This is a genomic window from Bacillus spizizenii TU-B-10, from assembly GCF_000227465.1.
GTDB lineage: Bacteria > Bacillota > Bacilli > Bacillales > Bacillaceae > Bacillus > Bacillus spizizenii.
The window spans coordinates 3609984-3627801 of the sequence record NC_016047.1; the positions used below are offsets into that span (position 1 = coordinate 3609984).

A 17818-nucleotide genomic window follows, 5' to 3' on the forward strand; every position below is an offset into this window, starting at 1 on the left:
ATGTTTAAAAGCATAACAACTAGAGGTTTCACTAAAAGTACAACTTTATTTATTTTAGTTTTAGGTTCAATTATTGCTATCTTAGATGTGATAGAAAATAATGTTATTCACTTAAAACCATCTGATTATTGGGATTATCCTCTTGGCGTATATAACTGGTGGTTTTTATTTAACCCAGAAATATACCTTTCAATCATTATCACTGTTTTTCCATTGCTAGCATCAGTACCATATGCAGATTCTTATATAGAAGAAAAGAAAAGTGGATTTTTAAAGAATATTCTACTAAGGCAAAACAAAAACAAATATTTAATAACAAAGTTTTTCGTTAACTTTTTAGTTGGTGGGATGGCATCGATTGTTCCGCTTGTATTAAACTTAGTAGTTTATTTCTCCTTACTACCAGCTATTAAACCAAACCTATACTTTGGTAATATTCCTATTATTAGTTTTTTGCCTGATTTATATATAAACCATCCTTTAATATATATAATTTTAAGAATTGGAAACTGTTTTATATTTGGAGGCATTTTTGCTTCAGTTGCTTTGACCTGCAGTCTTTTTGTCGAAAATCGTTATATAGTTATTGGAATACCTTTTTTTATTTACACAATTTTAGACATTATTTTAGACACATTACACTTTCAAAGTTACTCTCCGCTTAAATTTTTGTTTTTAGATGTCCCCTTTACATATGGAATCTACGTCATTACAGTTATAACAATAATCATACTATTTGTTGTCTTTTGTGTTGGAGGTAAAAAGAGTGAGAACATTTAGACTCTTCATTTATGTATGCAACCAAACTAAATATTCAATATTCTTAACTGTATATCTCGCTGCTTTACTCATGTACTACCAAATAAAAAATAATATTGACCTTGATCAGCTTTCGATATTTGATTTCCTATCTGACTTAAACGGTATCATGGGTCTTACTAATAAAAATGTGATGATTTTTATACTTATCCCAATTATTTGTTTGACAGTACTATTAATTATGAAACAAGAAGAAACATATAATAAAATAATTAAATTACCATCTAGAAAATCGGTGTGGAATAAACATGTAATAATTTCATTGGTTTATATCTTTCTATTGACATTCACTTTAGTCTTTGGAGGATATATAATTGGTGGATTAATTTTTGGTTTTGATAATAAATGGATAGGAAACAACGGACAAATTACTGTACTTTTAAACGAAAACAAGATACCGAATCCAGAACACTACTTAGATAAGCTTTCAACATTTAATATTTTAATAATTATATTTTCCACTAAGTTTTTGTGCTTATCAATCGTAGCATTAATTACGGGCATCATTAAAACCATTATAAAAAATAGCAGCTTGACTCTCTTATGTATATGCATATACAGTTACATTGATGCTATGTATTTAAATCCTTCTTTATTTATAAATAAATCTATCATCGATGTCAATAACTGGTTGAATTTAAGAAGTGTATTAATTAATAATATGTATTTCATCATCTTACTATTTGCTGTGTATTTAATTGGCCGAGAGTTATATTCGAGAAAGGACTATCAAAATTAGGAGGAAAAATGCTAGTTAATGATATAAATATTGTATCCGAATTACTAATAAGAGATATACGTAACAATTTTCATAGAAACAAGTGGAAGTATTTATTACTTAGTATATTAATATGTTATATGTCAATAATAAACTCTAATCAGTTTGAAGATGCGTCTATAAGTATAATTGAACTTTTTTATCTAAACTTTAAGGATGTAGGCTTTATAGATAAATATGAATTAAGCAGTGTCCCAACAATTTGGATTATTATAAATGTTTTCGTGATATTTATATGTGGTGATGCATTGTACTATGATAGCAAATTAAATCTTTACCTTTTATTAAGAGTTCAAAAAATCCATCTATATTGGATTTCTAAAACATTGTTTATTATTTTAAATATAATCAGTACCTATCTAATTTTGTTTCTTGTTACATATATAGTAGGTTTGATATATAACTTAGACTCTTTACATTGGAACATGCGGGCTGTCAATATTATAAATGACTTAAGATATGTACAGGTTTCTGAAGGAGAACTTTTAATTACAATTTTCACGCTATATGTTTTAACATCTATATCACTGACTTTAATTCATGTATTTTTATCCCTTAATTTAAATTCTAACTATAGTTTTCTAATAGTTGCTATCGTCATATGTCTTTCAATATTTATAAATCATCCATTGCTCCCAGCAATACATTCAATGATTCTTAAACATACTATTTTTGAACCAAGTCATCATCTAACGCTTCAATATTCAATATGCTATAACGTCTTGTTAAGCATTTTTTTATTTATTGCTATTTACATTTCTTTATTAAAAAGGGACTTAATTTAAATGAAAGCAGAGGATTAACATGTCAAAAAGTACATATTTAAAAGTAGATCACCTTACAAAAAGAATAAGAAAGCAAGTCCTAATTGACGATATCAGTTTACAATTAGATCGAGGAAAAATTTATGGATTCACAGGGAAAAATGGATCGGGAAAAACAATGCTATTTAAGGCTATATGTGGTCTTATTAAACCATCAAGCGGATTTATAGAAATTAACGGGAAAAAACTTGGGGAAAAAATTTCTTTTCCAGAAAGTGTTGGAGCTATAATAGAATATCCAGGATTTTTACCTAACTATACAGGGTTTAAAAATCTTAAAATGATAGCGGATATAAAAGGAAAAATCACTAAGGATCAAATAAAAAACACAATAGAATCCGTCGGTTTAAACCCTGATGATAAAAGAAAATTTAAAAACTATTCATTAGGTATGAAGCAAAGACTTGGAATTGCCCAGGCAATTATGGAAGATCCAGAACTTATTATTTTAGATGAACCTACCAATGCTCTTGATAAAGATGGAATATCTCTTGTAAAAGATTTATTAATAGATTTAAAAGAGAAGAACAAATTAATTCTTCTTGCTAGCCATGAATCGGAAAGCTTAAAATTTCTTTCAGATGAAATTTTCACGGTTGAGAAAGGAAAAATTATCAATCATATAATACTAAAATCATAAGACATAAAATTCAAGGGAGAATTTTAAATGTTTAAAAAGAAAAAATATATACTATTACTAATAACTCTTTTTATATTATTTTTTGTTTATCGTGTCTACATAATAAACAAAAATGTTCCTACTGAATTTTCAATTGAGTATTTCCATAAAAAAGAAGTGATAAAATGTGAAAATATAAATATAAAGATTTTATCTTCTAAAATAGGAGACGCAAAAAACAACAATATAACACCAATAACAATTGAAGCAGAAATTAAAAATAAAAATGATCATGTAACAACTGATGGAGCATTGTTTATAGAAACAATGCTCGGTATAAACAATTATACAAGCCAAACCAATGAAGGCAATTTTGATATGAACAATTTAAAAAAAATGAAGCCCCACCAGTCAACTAAAATTAAATTGGTTTATCAGGTTAATGACTTTGCCCTTGAAAATAAAAGTAAAAATTTAATTTTGTATTTGCCAACTAAATTGTATAATAATGAAGCACACGATAAATATAATCAAGGGATTCGTTATGCTAAAGCAATTAAGCTATAAATAATATTAAAAAAAGGATTTCTAAGTTGAAAGTATTATCATCAACTTAGAAATCCTTTTTCGTTTGTTTTTAATTTCTTTTCACCAGCCGTTTATAAAATTTCGTAAACGGCTTAAATTTTTCATTCACAAGTCCTGTCACTTCCGCTATGATCTGCATAAAAATAATTAAAATGAAGATAATAAACAAAGAGAACCAAATTGTGGCACTTTTAAGTACAATTGCACAGATACTGAATATAAACCCTATCAGGTAAATAACAATAACCGACATCCGATGTGAAAGGCCAAATGCCATCAATCTATGGTGGATATGCGACTTGTCGGGTGCCGATATCGGCTGTTTGTTTAATATTCTCCTGATGATAGCAAATGTTGTATCAAAAATTGGCACGCCTAAAATAATAACCGGTATAACTATACTGAACAATGTTACGCTTTTATACAGACCTAATAATGAAAGAATCGAAATACTATACCCTAAAAAAAGTGATCCTGTATCACCCATAAAGATTTTTGCCGGGTGAAAGTTGTAAAACAAAAATCCAAGTGTGCTGGCGATCACAACCAATGAGAGCGACAGAATCAGTACTTTTCCGCCGGATAGCGCCATAACGGCGATTGTTGACAAGCCAATAACAGAGAGACCGGCGGCAAGGCCATCCAATCCGTCAATCAGATTAATCGCGTTTGTAATGCCGACAATCCATAATACAGTCAGCGGATAAGCCAGCCATCCTAACTCAAATCGTTCTGCTAAAAAAGGCACTGAGAAAAAGTCCATTTTTAAGCCAGTGCTTACAATCATAATGGCTACACCTAATTGAATCAAAAACTTAACTTTTGCACTTAATTGATATTTATCGTCAAGAATACCTAACACAATAATGATGAATGCTCCGACTGTAATAGCCGTCATTCTTGTTTCTGTGTAAATACCGGATGCAAGCACACCTGCAACCACCCCGATAAATATGGCCAGCCCGCCCATCCGGGGCATAATTTTGTCATGTACTTTTCGATTGCTGGGCTGATCAACTGCACCTATTTTAATCGCAATCCTTTTTACGATTGGGGTTATGATTAAAACTGTAAGCAGCGAGACAATAAACGCAACAACAATGCGAATCATGCGTTCGTCAAGCATAAAGAAGTCTCCTTTGGAATTAAATGAAGTCTTTATTTATATAGAGAACCGTTCCTTCCATTATACCTTCTCCTTAGTTATTATAACAAGCTTCATCAAAAAGAAACACGTTTAATCAAAAAACGCGCATCCCAAATTATAGGACTACGCATGTTTTTGAATCCCTGTATATTTCATAATTTGTTTAAATAAGCAATTCCAATCCTGTGCGCGGGCGATGTTTCTGCGTATTTCTTTATACGTTTCATCTCCGTTTTGGCCGATTACTTTTTCGCACGCAGCTATAAAATCAAGCGGATGATCGCCTTCTACATATTCGTATACATACGGCTTTTTCATTTTTGAAGTTGACGGAAGATTAGAACCGACAACAGGCTTTCCAGCCGCTAAAAATTCAAATAGTTTCAGCGGAAACACAGCTTGATTATACGATGATTTTTTATATGGCATGATGCCAATGTCAATAAGCTCCATATAATGCGGAACTTCTTTTGGGTCTGCCGGGCCGGTCCATATAACATTGGGAAGTCTCAGAAGCTCTTGAAACGAAACGTCGCCATTGGTGGCATCCGGGCCAACCCATAAAAATGTCCACTCAGGCTTTTGGAGCGCAGCCTCTTCAATCATTTTAAAATCGAGCTTAGGTTTAATCCCGCCGATAAAGCCTAATACTGTTCCTTCTCTACCCTGCAATATGCTGCGATCAGGAGCCGGTTGATTTGCAGAAAACAGCTCATATTCAACACCGTTTTCGACAGTATGCACCTTTTCTCGCCCTTCAGTCAGTTTTTTATCTACTTCTTTGTGAAGATAATCCGATGAACAGGTAATGGAATCTGCACGATATATAATTCTCAGCTCCGCCGATTTAATGACTTTTCGCCGGAATTCAGACAGCAGATTTGAACGGCCGCTGATCGGCGCCGCCCATAAATCACTGCAATCATAAATGACCTGATCCCAGGGATACAGCGATGACAGCAGCGGGAACCCGGGGAACGTATACCATAAACAGCAGCGTTCACCGTTTGCAGAAGCAGAGGTCAGTTCATCAAGTAATGGTGAGAGCTTATGTCTGTAAAACACATCTGTGTATCGTCCGAAACGAAACATTTTTTTCTGCAGCAAGTCTTTGATAGCGAATTGCCTGATGCCTGAATGAACTTGCTGAAATTCATTTCCTTGGGGGCGCGGAGCCGGACACACCCAAATGACTTCCTTCGTTTCCTCCTGAGCAGCTAAAAATTCCGCCAGTCGGTGCCTTCTGTATCTCAATTGGTCTTTTCCCCATTCGGCAGTGGCAACGATGACATGAATGATTGCTTCTTTTGTTTCCACCTTCATCACCTTTTCTCTCTGTTTGCGGCTATAATCTCTTTTTCACCGCATTTTTTGCATATTGAACAAAACACCATGTTGCTTTCATTAAATGTAGACGTTCGATCTCCCTATAGACAAACCACGTTTTTTTCGCAGCCTTCCATTTGTTGCTGGATATCGAGTTATTTACAAGCCGATATTCAGCCAGGCATTCATTCATACCATATGCGGTAAATCCCTTTTTCAAAAGAGACAGCCATGTGGCCAAGTCCTGTCTCGTTCTGATATTTGGCATTTGGATCTGTCCCGTTTGCTCCCTGTCAATCATCACCGTCAAGCAGCCGATAATCGTATTTTTCAGAGCGTCATCGTACGTCAGGCTTTCCGGAGCATGAATAAATTTATCGAGCGGGGTCCCGTCCTGCGCCATTAAGCTGTAGCCTGTGAAAGAAAACGCACAGGAACGTTCCATCATAAACTCAAGCTGCTTTTCCAGTTTGTCTTCTTTCCATTTGTCATCACTATCCAGAAATGCTACGTAACGTCCTTGAGCGCGCTCCAATGCTTTATTGCGAGCAACTGCAGCTCCGCTGTTCTCGTCCAGATACACCACATGAATTCTTTCATCTATCTTTTCATACTGCTGTAAAATGTCGCGTGTGCCATCCGTTGAGCAATCATCCACGATAATCATTTCCCAATGAGAGTGGCTCTGATCTAACACTGAATGAATCGTGTCTTCAATATAGTCACGCGCATTAAAGGAAGGCGTAATGACAGATACGAGAGGTTTCCAATTGGTCATGATCACATCTCCATCGTATGATTTTAAAAGGATTCCCTGAAAAATTCAGGAATGACAACGAACATAAAGGCAATCGTGAGGCCAATCATAACGCCGAGAACCGCTTTCTTTTTCGGAGACATTCCGCCGCCTGCTGTCTCACCTACGGTTTCAGAATCCGTGACACTGGCCGCTTTCAAATTAAGCTGCGTGTTTTTCAGCTCATACAAAAATCTCTCTTTATCCACTTTGGAATCCTCGCTCACCGACTCGCCTTCGAGCGCATCTATGCTGCGGCGGATGACGGCTTCTCTTTCTGCATACAGTTTTTGATCGTTTTTGAGAAAAGCAGAGGAAATGGCATTTAAGACGGATTCCGTTTTATCCTTATCCTTGTCGCTATAACTCAATGTCAGCAAAGATTTGGATTCCATTTTGATGGTAAGCTTCTCTTTGATCTCTGCCAAATCTTCATCCTTTTCGCCAGGAAGCGCCTCCTTCAAAAAAGAGTCGCTCTTGAGCAAAAGGGGAATCTCCTCTATGCTGTTATAAACCGGATGGTCATATCTCCCCACAGCTAAAGTGTCCTCAGCTGTATAGCTCTTTTGATCAGCGATCTGTGACGGCAGGATATACCCCGCCGCACCTAATATAATGGGCACTGCTATTATCCAAATGATATTTTTTTTAATGCGACGGGCTATTCTTATCAATATATCGTTCATATAAGTCTCCCTGCTTTTTGTAGTCTGTTTATCTGTACATCGGTTCAGGCATCTGTCTGGATCGCCTTAACACATTGACGGCGGCGATGACGAGTGCCAGAAATACCCAATGGAAAAATAAATTTGAAACAGAGCTTGGGCTGATACTAGATACCAGAAAACTGACCAGAGCAGTAATAAGCCCTTCTGTGATCAGTTTTGACTGATTTTCTAATTTTCTTTCATAAAATTTATAAAGCACCCATATGAGGTAGGCATAAACGGCCAGATATCCCAGCATGATGAACAAGCCAAAGTTAGTAAGGATTTCAACGAGCCAGTTGTGCACCTCTGCCACATTGTCAGTATCATATAAAGCATTGTGCTCAAGATAGTAGGATACATTCCCTGCTCCGACTCCGAATCCGTATGAATCAAGGAAAAAGTGCCATGCGTTTTTCAGCAGATTGGCCCGGGCCACATTTGATGGAAGCCTGTCATGAAATGAATGCAGTGTCTGTGGTGCCAGAAACAGCTCCCAAAACTTTGAATAAATTCGGCTGGCGAAAAGAACTGCAAAAATGGCAATTCCCGCCGCTGACAGCCATATGGCCATTTTCTTTAGAACAGGCGGCAATACAATGAAGATATAGACAGCAATGCCTGCAAAAATCCCCAGAAGGCTGGCTCTTGAACCAGTGGCAAAAATTAAATACAACGTACAGAGCGAAAGCACAAGGCCAATCGCCTTGATGTATCCATTCTTTATGTTTTTCATCAAAGTGATGTAAAAAAAGAAGCTGATTGATAAAAAGGTCGCAAAGTCATTTTGATTAAAAAATACCGAGGTCGGATAATGCTGCTTATATTCCGGTCCGCTGTACAGCGTGGAACTCGGGAGATGATGATGGGTGATATGATTGTAAAAACCAATGATCATCAGGAATACTGTCATCACCAGCCAAATGGCATAAACAATCATCAGCCGCTCCATTTTTTGCACATACATGACAATGAGGTAAATGAAGAAAATTCCCATTGCCAATAAGGCCAAATATTTGATGCCGGCTGTCACCGACTTAGCCCATAGCAGAGAAACAAGGCCGTATATAAACCAAAAGGCGAAAAAGAGCAATATCCCTTTCACTTGCAGTCCGTTCCATCTTTCAATATGTGTTCGATTCCGAACCATCCCGATCACATGGAGGCACCCCGCTGCAATGAGTAGAAGCCTGTAAAGGAACAAACTGAAAAACCCAAGATGTATCGCGAAAAATGCATTATTTAAAAAAGTGCAGGCGATCAAAATATAGATTACAGCCATAAAGAGCCGTTCTTTTGTTGTAAATGCGGTTGCAAGCGTCAGCGCAAACAGACCGATCGCCAACACCGCAAGCAGGGCAGCCATCTGTATGAAACCTATATCTTTACGGATGGCTCCCAGCAATAGGACGACTCCAAATATGACAGCGGCCAGTAACGCAAGCGTATGGACCGCTGAACGTTTGATACTCACATGTTTAACCCCTTTCCTGATGTTTCAGGAGCCGGCGGCCGAGCCTAGCAGCCGGCAGCTTCAACCAAGTAACACTTTTTTCTTTTTATAAATTGACGCTCCCCAAGTCTTTAGCCAACTCCTCGAGCGGCAAGCCCGGAAAATACTTGTCAGAAGGTTCCGTTCCCCGAACAGCAGGACGGCCGATAGAGTGGTAAATGTATCCTGCTGCCTGCATCTCTTCAAGTGAAAATAAATTTCTGCCGTCGATGATGATTGGCTGTTTTAAGAGGGTTTTCACCTTTACAAGCTCCATTTCTTTGACTTCCGGCCAGTCCGTTAAGATCAGGCAGGCATCTGTGCCCTCAATCGCATCATACACATCTGTGTAATACTCGAGCTGTTCGCCAAGGATCGCTGAAGCTTCAGGAATAGCGATCGGATCGTATGCTTTTACATGTGCGCCCAGCTGTTGCAGCATCGGAATAATATCAAGAGCGGGAGCGGATCTCACATCGTTTGTATTCGGCTTGAAGGCCAATCCGAGGACGGAAATGGTTCTTCCTTTGATGCTTCCCATAACAGTTAAGAGTTTATCTACAATATGAACGCGCTGCTTTTCGTTCGTTTCAATGACAGCTTCGATGAGCTTAAATGGATAGCCAGCCGATTTTGCGATTTGAAGCAGTGCGGTTGTATCCTTAGGAAAACAGGAGCCGCCAAACCCAATACCCGCTTTTAGAAACTTTCTGCCGATACGGCTGTCAAGCCCCACGCCATCAGCAACTTTTGAAACATCTGCGCCGACTCGCTCACAAATGTTTGCGATATCGTTGATAAAGGAAATCTTTGTCGCCAGAAACGCATTCGCGGCGTATTTAATCATTTCTGCACTTTCTAAGTTTGTTTTAATGACAGGAGCATGGAAAGGCTGGTGCAGATCCTCAATGATGGCAGCAGCTTTATGACTTGTTGAGCCAATCACGGCACGCTCCATCTTCATCGTGTCATGAATCGCTGAGCCTTCCCGAAGGAATTCAGGGTTAGATACAACATCAAACGAGAATCTTCCCTTTGAAGCTTTTTGAACGATAGATTGAACGAGTTTTCCTGTTCCGACCGGGACTGTGCTTTTATTTACGATCACTTTATAGCCGTTGAGGTGCTCACCAATTGTTTTCGCTGCCGCTTTTACGTATGTTAAATCTGCTTCACCTGTTTTGGACATCGGCGTTCCGACTGCAATATAAATAATGTCTGACGCCCGAATGGCGGACGGGATATCGTTAGTAAAGGACAAACGCTGATCCAGCACATTTTTTTCAACTAAGTCTGCAAGCCCTGGCTCATAGATCGGGATTACCCCATTTTTCAGACTTCTGATTTTTGATTCATCGATATCACAGCAAACAACTTTATTGCCGATCTCCGCAAAGCAAGTGCCTGACACGAGTCCTACATAACCTGTTCCAATGACAGCTATTTTTTTCACAGTGCTCATCCCTCTCCTGTAAAATGACCTTCCTATTTATATTGGTCGCAGTTTCTTACGATTAAACGGACGTTTTCATGACCGTCTGATACTGTTGATGCAAAGCCTTGGCATTTTTTCCGGCGTCAAATTGAGCCTGCACGATTTCATACAAATCATCTGCTACTTCTGGTTTCCAAATTTGCTCATGTTCGTACAGAGCGATCGCCTCCGCCAAGGCTTGAGCCGATTTCGGTTGAATCAACAGATGCCGATGCTTTCCGAATAACGATGCCACACCGCCAACATCTGTACAGATGACAGGAACCCTTAGCGCCAGCGCCTCAATCACGACAGTCGGCATCCCCTCACTGTAAGAAGGAAGCACGAACATGTCTGCCGCAAGCAAATAGTCTCTTACCTTATGATTCGGCACTTGGCCTGTGACGATATGTCCTTTCTGGGTCAGCATTGATTTTGCCGGACCATCCCCGACAAAGACTGCCTTAGGAGGTTCCTTCAACGATTCGATGGCTTCAGACAGTTCAAAAATACCTTTCTCCCTGACGAGCCGTCCCACATAGACGGCCAGACGCTGACCGAGCGGGAGCCCGAGTTTTTCTCTGATTTCTTCTTTTGTCTGCTTATTCTCCTGAAAGCGGCTGAGCTGTATGCCGATCGGCAAAACCGAGCTTTCAAAGCCAGATAGCTTTTTGGTTTCTTCCTGGAGCTTGTGGCTGACTGCTAAAACGGCTGACGCAGAACCTACCGCACGATTGAAGGCTTTAAACGCCCCTTTGCTGTAGTGCGGATAGACATTCACATCACTTCCGTGCAAGGTCAGAACATAAGGAATTCGCTCTGACTCCGACACGACTGCCGCAGCCCCGCCCGATGGCATGGCAAAATGCGCATGGATCAGATCCGGATGTAAGTCGTGCTGTTTCATTGTTTTTAAAACAGATGATGCGATTCTTCGGTGAGGCTGCGCCCACTTCAGCTGGCCGGGAACTGCTCGATAGAAAGGCCGGTAAACCGGTATCCCCTTCCTAATCTCATACTCCGGTCTGGCATCCTTTTTTCGATATGCCTTTTTCAGCATGCGGACAGGCGCAGAGTGAAAAGGCCTTGGACATATGACGGTGATATCAAGCCCGAGCTTTTGCAGCTCTTGCACCTGTGTCTCATGAAACACACCCTCACCGGGTTTCAGGCTGCTCGGATATACGCTTGTGATCCACAAAATCTTCATGACAAACGCCCTTTTCTTAGTAGTTTGCTTTTCGTTTGAGGGTACGCTTTTACTAAAAGAAAGAGATAGCATAGCGCCCCGGCCGCCACTGAAATGGCCAGCCGCATTTCTGCCTGCAGACTGAAGTGTTCCGTACCTAGGCTTACACCAAACGCGATGATGGCCATCACGGCTGTGAGCAGAAACGGCTTGATAATCGACTGGAAATAAGCCGAAAGGTTAAGTTTGATGACATAAGCCAGCAGCCAGCGTCCGATCAGGAAATTGAAAACGCTAATGATGGCGTATACCCATGCGACTGTCAGCAGACTTCCCGTTTGAACGGCTGCAAATAATGACAATCCGTACAGCAGCAGTACACCGGAATCCCAATAAAACGCTAAGTCCGCTCTTCCTTTAGCAAGAAGCACAGATCCATTTGGATTCATGAGCACTCTGAGTATCCCGACAATGGCCAGAACATTTAGGACTGGAACAGCCGCAAGCCATTTTTCTCCGAAAACTGCTGCGATAAAGGCGTCTGACACAGACACGAGCCCGATTAACAGCGGAAACGAAACAAGCGCCAGCATTTTTGTCATATTCAGAAAGCCTTCTCTGATCACACTGTTTTCATATTTGTTTTTTGCGAAAACAGGGAATGCCACGCGTGTCACGATCGGATTGATCTTCAAAACCGGAATGGTGACAATCTGGTAAGCAAGGTTATAAATCCCCAATGCTTCAGCACCAATAAAACGGCCGATCAAAATCATATCGATATTCGCTCCCAGCCTGTTCACAAGGCGGGATGAAAGCTGAAAGGCTCCAAAGGAAAAGAACGCCTTCATTCCCCTCAAGTCAAAAACAAAAGCGGGGTGCCATTTTTTCCGGTATACGGCCCAATATAAAATCCCTTTACTGGACTGCAGCAGCACTTGAGAAATGACGTACGCCAAAATTGCATCCATCATAAAAACCGCTACAGCTAAATATCCGAATGACAATACATTTGAAAAAATCTCAATTTTGCTTAACGTATTAAAATGCAGCTGCTTTTGCAGCATATACTGATACTGCTGTCCGATTGGCGCGATCAAAAACATAATCGCTAAAATCCGAATCAGAAACACCAGCTCTTCCCTTTGATAAAATCCCGCAATCACAGGACTGCTCACATATAAAAGAACAAACAGCAAAACGCCGGTCATAATGTTAAGCCAATATAATGTTGACATCTGGCGCTCCGTCGCATCATCTCTCTGAATTAACGCTGCGCCAAAACCCATATCAAGCACAATCTGGGCGAAAACTGTAACCGTTGTGATCATGCCGACGAGTCCAAATTCCGTTAAGGTCATCATATTTCCTAGCAGGGCAAACTGAACGATTTGTATGATTGTAATACACATGGTTGAAATACTTGTCCACTTTGCACCGCTCAAGATTTGTTTAGTAATACTTGGCATCATATTCCCTACTTCTTTTTAAGCTCAGATTGATGGTGAATGCAGGCATTCAGTTTTATCTTGCACCATCACCTGTCCAGACTACTTTACAAGTTTTTAACATAATTTTTAATTCCAAAGTGAAAGTCAGATTGCGAATGTAATATAAATCAAATATCAGCTTTTCCTTCGGCGTCATATCGTAACCGCCGTTCACCTGAGCCCAGCCGCTCAATCCCGGTTTAACTGCCAGACGCTGTGTAAAGCCTGGAATCTCATTCTGGAATTTTTCCGTAAACACAGGACGTTCCGGACGAGGGCCAATCATACTCATATCGCCTTTCAGCACATTAAATAGCTGAGGAAGCTCGTCAATTCTCGTTCTTCTGATAAAAGCTCCGATCCTCGTCACCCGCGGATCTTGCTTCTGCGCCCAAACAGCACCGGACTTCTCGGCATCTATTTTCATGGAACGAAGCTTATAAAGCTTAAATGGTTTCCCGCCTTTCCCTACGCGTTCCTGCGTATATATGGCAGGCCCCGGCGTCTCCAAACAAATCAATATTGAAAATACCGCAATCATTGGCAGCGCAATCGCCAATCCAATGAGCGCAAACCAAATATCCATTACGCGTTTTACTGCCAAATAACGAGCCGTCTTTTCAGATAATGTAAATGAATGTATTTGCTGGACTGAGAATTCACGACTCACATTCATGCTTTTCTCTGCACTCACTGACACACACCTCACGATTTGTTTGGGATGTTATGATGACCTATGCCAGTCAGTTTAGCAGACGGATGTTAATTGGATGTAAATGGTATGTTAAGAAGTGTGAATTTGTTATTTTTTCTGACATTTAATCGTAAACTTTTTATTGTTTTAGACACTTTTTTTAAAAATTAAGCATATTGTATAAAAAAAGAGACAAACCATTTTGCAGATTTGTCTCTTTTCGCTGCGAAGCATTTAATATTGAAAATAAAATTTTGATTTAGAGGTTAGCAGCTTGTACTGAACTTCAACCATTTTATTGAAGAATAACATGGATTTTCGTTCCACGCTTTTTGTGTCTAGGATAATTGCTTGGTTATCTACTTTTGCACTGATTTTATTTTGAGAAGTGTTTATCGCAAATTGAATTAATCGCTCTTTCTTTACATGAGCTAGCTGTTCAAGCAAACTCTGCACGTTTACCGTCAATTTTGTGCAATTAGGCTCTAAATCAATACGTTTTACTGGTAATGAAATTTCAGACTGTCCAGTATTCACAATGATTTTTGAATGATTTGGCAAACAGATTTGCTTATCTTTAAAAACAAATGATAAATCTTTTGATTCTGTCTGATAGGAAAGTTCAGCTGCTGTATATGCATGTTTCTTGATATCAATCGAAAGATTATCATAGTTCATTGTAAAATATGGTCTAGCGCTGAAGATAAATAAAGCATTATGTCCTAAATACATCGTCTTGGTTGAATATTTGTACGGGGCTCGTTTGTTTCCGATTCTTCCCCTTAGTTTATAGCCATCTATTGATGATTCAATAAAGAAATCCCAAACGCCTAAGTCTTCTTCAGCAGATGCTAATTCACCAAACTTACACTCAAATGTAAACGTAGAATTTTCAAATGAGACTGGAGAAATATATTTTTCTGCTTTCGTATTGCGATGAACAAACACTCCTGTTAGCGACTGATTACAATTTGTTTCATCATCCGCTAATTTGTGTTTAATCGTTCCCTCAATCCTGAGGCAGCGATCTCTGAATTCAATATTCTGCAAATGATGTTCAAGCTTGTTTTTATAATTTACCTTTAACAATTCTTCAGAGATGGGATACCCCTCTAAGCTTGGATAACGTGCAATTAAATTCCCATTATGCACAGTACAGAACTTTTTAATGTCCTGCTCCTCTCGTTCATATTGGGTTAATCCTTGCAAATCATTATTTCGAATAAACAGCAGCCTTAATTTAATATGCGGAAGTACAAATTGATCCACCTCTTCAGGCACTGTTCGAATAAATGATGACAGGTATTGAAACCACTCTGCTCTTACTTCTTCTTTTTTTATTTTAATGGTGACATTTCTGGTCCGAGAAAAATCAAAATGCCTATTTAAAAATACTGCCATCAGCTTAATTTTTCTGTCTTCTTCAAGGTCACTGGCTCTAATTGCACGAATAATATCTTCCATTGCCTCATAAAAATTATCCGGAGAAACATAAGCGCTACTCATATGATCTCCGTCTCGTTTGACAGCATAGTAATAATCATAGTCAGCTAAAACAGATATCTTCTTTGCTTTCAAATATGCCTTCATCGTAAAGACTTGATCCTCTGCTGCCTTTATATGAGTAGGAAAAGTTATCTGATTCTCTTTTAAAAGTGATGTCTTATATAATTTTGTAGGTCCCAGACTAAAAACAATTCTAGAATCTACCAAATCAACATCGGAGTTTGTTTCATTAAACATTGATTTCGGAACGCCTCTGCCGTTTACCCCTTTTAATTTCCCCAAAGTAATATCAGATTGATTCTCCTTTGAGAAATTATACCATCTCAATAATGCTTCATTTCCTAAATAATCATCGGAATCAACAAATAGAATGTATTCACCCTTGGCAATTTTTATAGCATCATTCCGCGGAGCACCTGGACCGCCTGAATTTACTGTTCTTTCAATAACAACAACATTTTCATATTTCTTTTTATATTGATTCAAAATGTCTAAAGATGAATCCGTAGATTTATCATCAACACATATAATCTCATAATCCTCTTTTGGCATCGTTTGATTAACTAAGCTGTCAAGACATTCGGAAATAAGATCTTCTGAATTATATACAGGGATAACAATGCTTATTTTCATCGATTACCTCACTACCCTAATGGATCGGTTATATTTTTGCCTAATAATTATATCAAATACATCTGTCAATAAGAATAGGCCTAACCTTAAATTTTGTTAAACTTTTACATAGCATGTAGTATACCTTTAAAATTTTTCTCATTTTATCGTATAAAAAAGCTTGCCGGCAATTCCTGATGGGTTCTGCCGGCAAGCCGCTATCAATGTATACAAATTTTCCTAATAATAACCAATGATTCCTTCATATATTGCTTGAGCTGCTTTTTCTTGGTACAAAGCACTCTTTAGTTTACTTGCGTCGTTCACATTTGATATGAATGCCAGCTCCACTAAACTGCTTGGCATTGTTGATTCTCTGATAACATGGAAATTCCCGATTTTCACGCCTCGGTTTTGAGTATTGAGTGCTTTATAGAGTCTGTTTTGTATTTCTGTCGCAAGCCGTTTGCTGTTATCTGCCTCATACTTTGTATAATAGTATGTTTCAGTACCGGTTGCAGCAGGACTCGCTGAATTGGCATGAATACTCACAAACAGGTTTGCATTATTGCTTTTAGCTTTGGCAACCCGTTCAGAAAGCTCTAAAAAAACATCTGTAGATCTGGCCATAACCGGAATCGCTCCGCCTGCAGAGAGTTTGCTGTTTACAATCTTTGCTACGGCAAGGTTAACATCTTTCTCCTTTAATCCGTTACCGACGGCACCGCTGTCATAGCCCCCGTGTCCGGCATCCACAAATACCTTTTTGCCTACAATTACATTTTTCAGCTGGTTGACAACATTAGTTGTAACAGAGATAGTACCCCCGAGTACAGTGAACGTATTCTTGCTGTTTGAACCGATGACTGCTCTTGTGGCAGTCGGCAGTGAGCCGGCATCCGTAAATAGCATTGGACGATTTTGTTTAGCCGCCAGAACGGAACCCGCTAGAGCATCCGCATATTGATAGCCATTGCTGACAAAAGCGGCTTTTGATGAAGAATAATATTTTTTCGCTATGTTTGCAGCCACTTCGAAACGGCTGTTTCCGCCGATTCTTGTTGGTGAAGGAAGCTGGCTGTAAACACTTTTTGAGACACTGATTTCTCCCCCGACCACAATAGTCGATGTTGTTCCTTTGCTGCTCATCGCATTTTTCGTTGGTTCAGGAATGGAGCCTGCAGTCGTCAGAAGAATGGGAATGCCATTACGTGCAGCATAAGAACCGATTGCCAGACTGTCAGCATATGCCGTTCCATTTGCGATTACTGCTTTTGAATTTGAAGACAATTTTTTAGAAATATTTTGAGCAACTTCGTAACGGCTTCTTCCGCCGATTCGTTCCACTGTGGAAACACCCAAATTTTTAATTTCACTTACAACATTGTTAGACACACTGATCGATCCGCCAATGACGATGACCTTGCTCGGTTTAAGCTGGCTGATTCTGTTTTTCGTCGGTTTAGTCAGTTTAGATGATTCCGTTAATAGTATCGGAGCATTGTATTTATAAGCCAGAGGAGCAGCCGTTAATACATCGGCATATGCTGTTCCGTTCGCCACAACAACCGTGCTCGCACTGCTCCATCCTTGTTTTGAAACATTTACAGCAACCTCATATCTGCTTGCTCCATCCAGCCTTGTAACAGAGTTGGCCGCAAACACATTTGGTACAAATAACACGACTCCTAATATCAGCATCGGTATGCTTTTAAGAAAGATCCGCAAAGATAGTCCCTCCAAAGATTGATTATGAT

At 39.1% G+C, this 17818-nt stretch carries 15 protein-coding genes; 4 read left to right on the forward strand and 11 right to left on the reverse strand.

Features of this window, described 5'->3' with window-relative positions; genetic code table 11:
• The 4 genes from GYO_RS40130 (at nt 1) to GYO_RS40150 (ending at nt 3607) form a co-directional block, all read left to right on the forward strand.
• Nucleotides 1–780, forward strand: a complete 780-nt coding sequence (locus tag GYO_RS40130) for a membrane-spanning protein (RefSeq protein ID WP_014115361.1) — start codon at nt 1–3, stop codon at nt 778–780.
• Entirely contained in the window at nt 767–1558 is a 792-nt protein-coding gene (locus GYO_RS40135; RefSeq protein ID WP_014115362.1) for a hypothetical protein, read from the forward strand. The genes GYO_RS40130 and GYO_RS40135 overlap by 14 nt, the downstream gene beginning before the upstream one ends.
• Nucleotides 1559–2401: 843 nt before the next feature.
• The gene (locus GYO_RS40145) at nt 2402–3061 is read left to right on the forward strand and encodes an ATP-binding cassette domain-containing protein (RefSeq protein ID WP_014115364.1); all 660 of its coding nucleotides are present in this window, start codon (nt 2402–2404) and stop codon (nt 3059–3061) included.
• A gap of 27 nt (nt 3062–3088) precedes the next feature.
• Nucleotides 3089–3607 carry a hypothetical protein gene (locus GYO_RS40150; RefSeq protein ID WP_014115365.1) on the forward strand — a complete coding sequence of 173 codons (519 nt, stop codon included), beginning with the start codon at nt 3089–3091 and terminating at the stop codon, nt 3605–3607.
• Between the two features lie 70 nt (nt 3608–3677).
• On the opposite strand, the gene GYO_RS40155 is transcribed toward GYO_RS40150, so the two are convergent.
• From GYO_RS40155 to GYO_RS40205, 11 genes are all read right to left on the reverse strand, one after another.
• Nucleotides 3678–4754 (reverse strand): MraY family glycosyltransferase, encoded by a 1077-nt coding sequence (locus tag GYO_RS40155; RefSeq protein WP_014115366.1) that lies wholly within the window; start codon nt 4752–4754, stop codon nt 3678–3680.
• Between the two features lie 144 nt (nt 4755–4898).
• Nucleotides 4899–6092 (reverse strand): teichuronic acid biosynthesis protein TuaH, encoded by a 1194-nt coding sequence (gene tuaH / locus GYO_RS40160; protein ID WP_014115367.1) that lies wholly within the window; start codon nt 6090–6092, stop codon nt 4899–4901.
• Between the two features lie 28 nt (nt 6093–6120).
• A complete protein-coding gene (gene tuaG, locus GYO_RS40165) occupies nt 6121–6879 on the reverse strand; it encodes a teichuronic acid biosynthesis protein TuaG (RefSeq protein WP_014115368.1) in 759 nt (252 codons plus the stop codon).
• 23 nt (nt 6880–6902) lie between these two features.
• Nucleotides 6903–7583 (reverse strand): teichuronic acid biosynthesis protein TuaF, encoded by a 681-nt coding sequence (tuaF, locus tag GYO_RS40170; RefSeq protein ID WP_014115369.1) that lies wholly within the window; start codon nt 7581–7583, stop codon nt 6903–6905.
• Between the two features lie 28 nt (nt 7584–7611).
• The gene (tuaE, locus tag GYO_RS40175; RefSeq protein WP_014115370.1) at nt 7612–9078 is read right to left on the reverse strand and encodes a teichuronic acid biosynthesis protein TuaE; all 1467 of its coding nucleotides are present in this window, start codon (nt 9076–9078) and stop codon (nt 7612–7614) included.
• 85 nt (nt 9079–9163) lie between these two features.
• On the reverse strand, nt 9164–10549 hold the full coding sequence (gene tuaD / locus GYO_RS40180) for a UDP-glucose 6-dehydrogenase TuaD (protein ID WP_014115371.1): 1386 nt from the start codon (nt 10547–10549) through the stop codon (nt 9164–9166).
• 61 nt (nt 10550–10610) lie between these two features.
• Nucleotides 10611–11780 (reverse strand): teichuronic acid biosynthesis protein TuaC, encoded by a 1170-nt coding sequence (gene tuaC, locus GYO_RS40185; RefSeq protein ID WP_014115372.1) that lies wholly within the window; start codon nt 11778–11780, stop codon nt 10611–10613.
• Entirely contained in the window at nt 11777–13228 is a 1452-nt protein-coding gene (gene tuaB / locus GYO_RS40190; RefSeq protein WP_041521199.1) for a teichuronic acid biosynthesis protein TuaB, read from the reverse strand. The genes tuaC and tuaB overlap by 4 nt, the downstream gene beginning before the upstream one ends.
• A 55-nt stretch (nt 13229–13283) precedes the next feature.
• On the reverse strand, nt 13284–13943 hold the full coding sequence (locus GYO_RS40195) for a sugar transferase (RefSeq protein ID WP_014115374.1): 660 nt from the start codon (nt 13941–13943) through the stop codon (nt 13284–13286).
• 234 nt (nt 13944–14177) lie between these two features.
• Nucleotides 14178–16082 carry a glycosyltransferase family 2 protein gene (locus GYO_RS40200; RefSeq protein ID WP_014115375.1) on the reverse strand — a complete coding sequence of 635 codons (1905 nt, stop codon included), beginning with the start codon at nt 16080–16082 and terminating at the stop codon, nt 14178–14180.
• Nucleotides 16083–16301: 219 nt separating this feature from the next.
• Nucleotides 16302–17789, reverse strand: a complete 1488-nt coding sequence (locus GYO_RS40205; RefSeq protein ID WP_014115376.1) for an N-acetylmuramoyl-L-alanine amidase — start codon at nt 17787–17789, stop codon at nt 16302–16304.
• Nucleotides 17790–17818 lie beyond the last annotated feature (29 nt).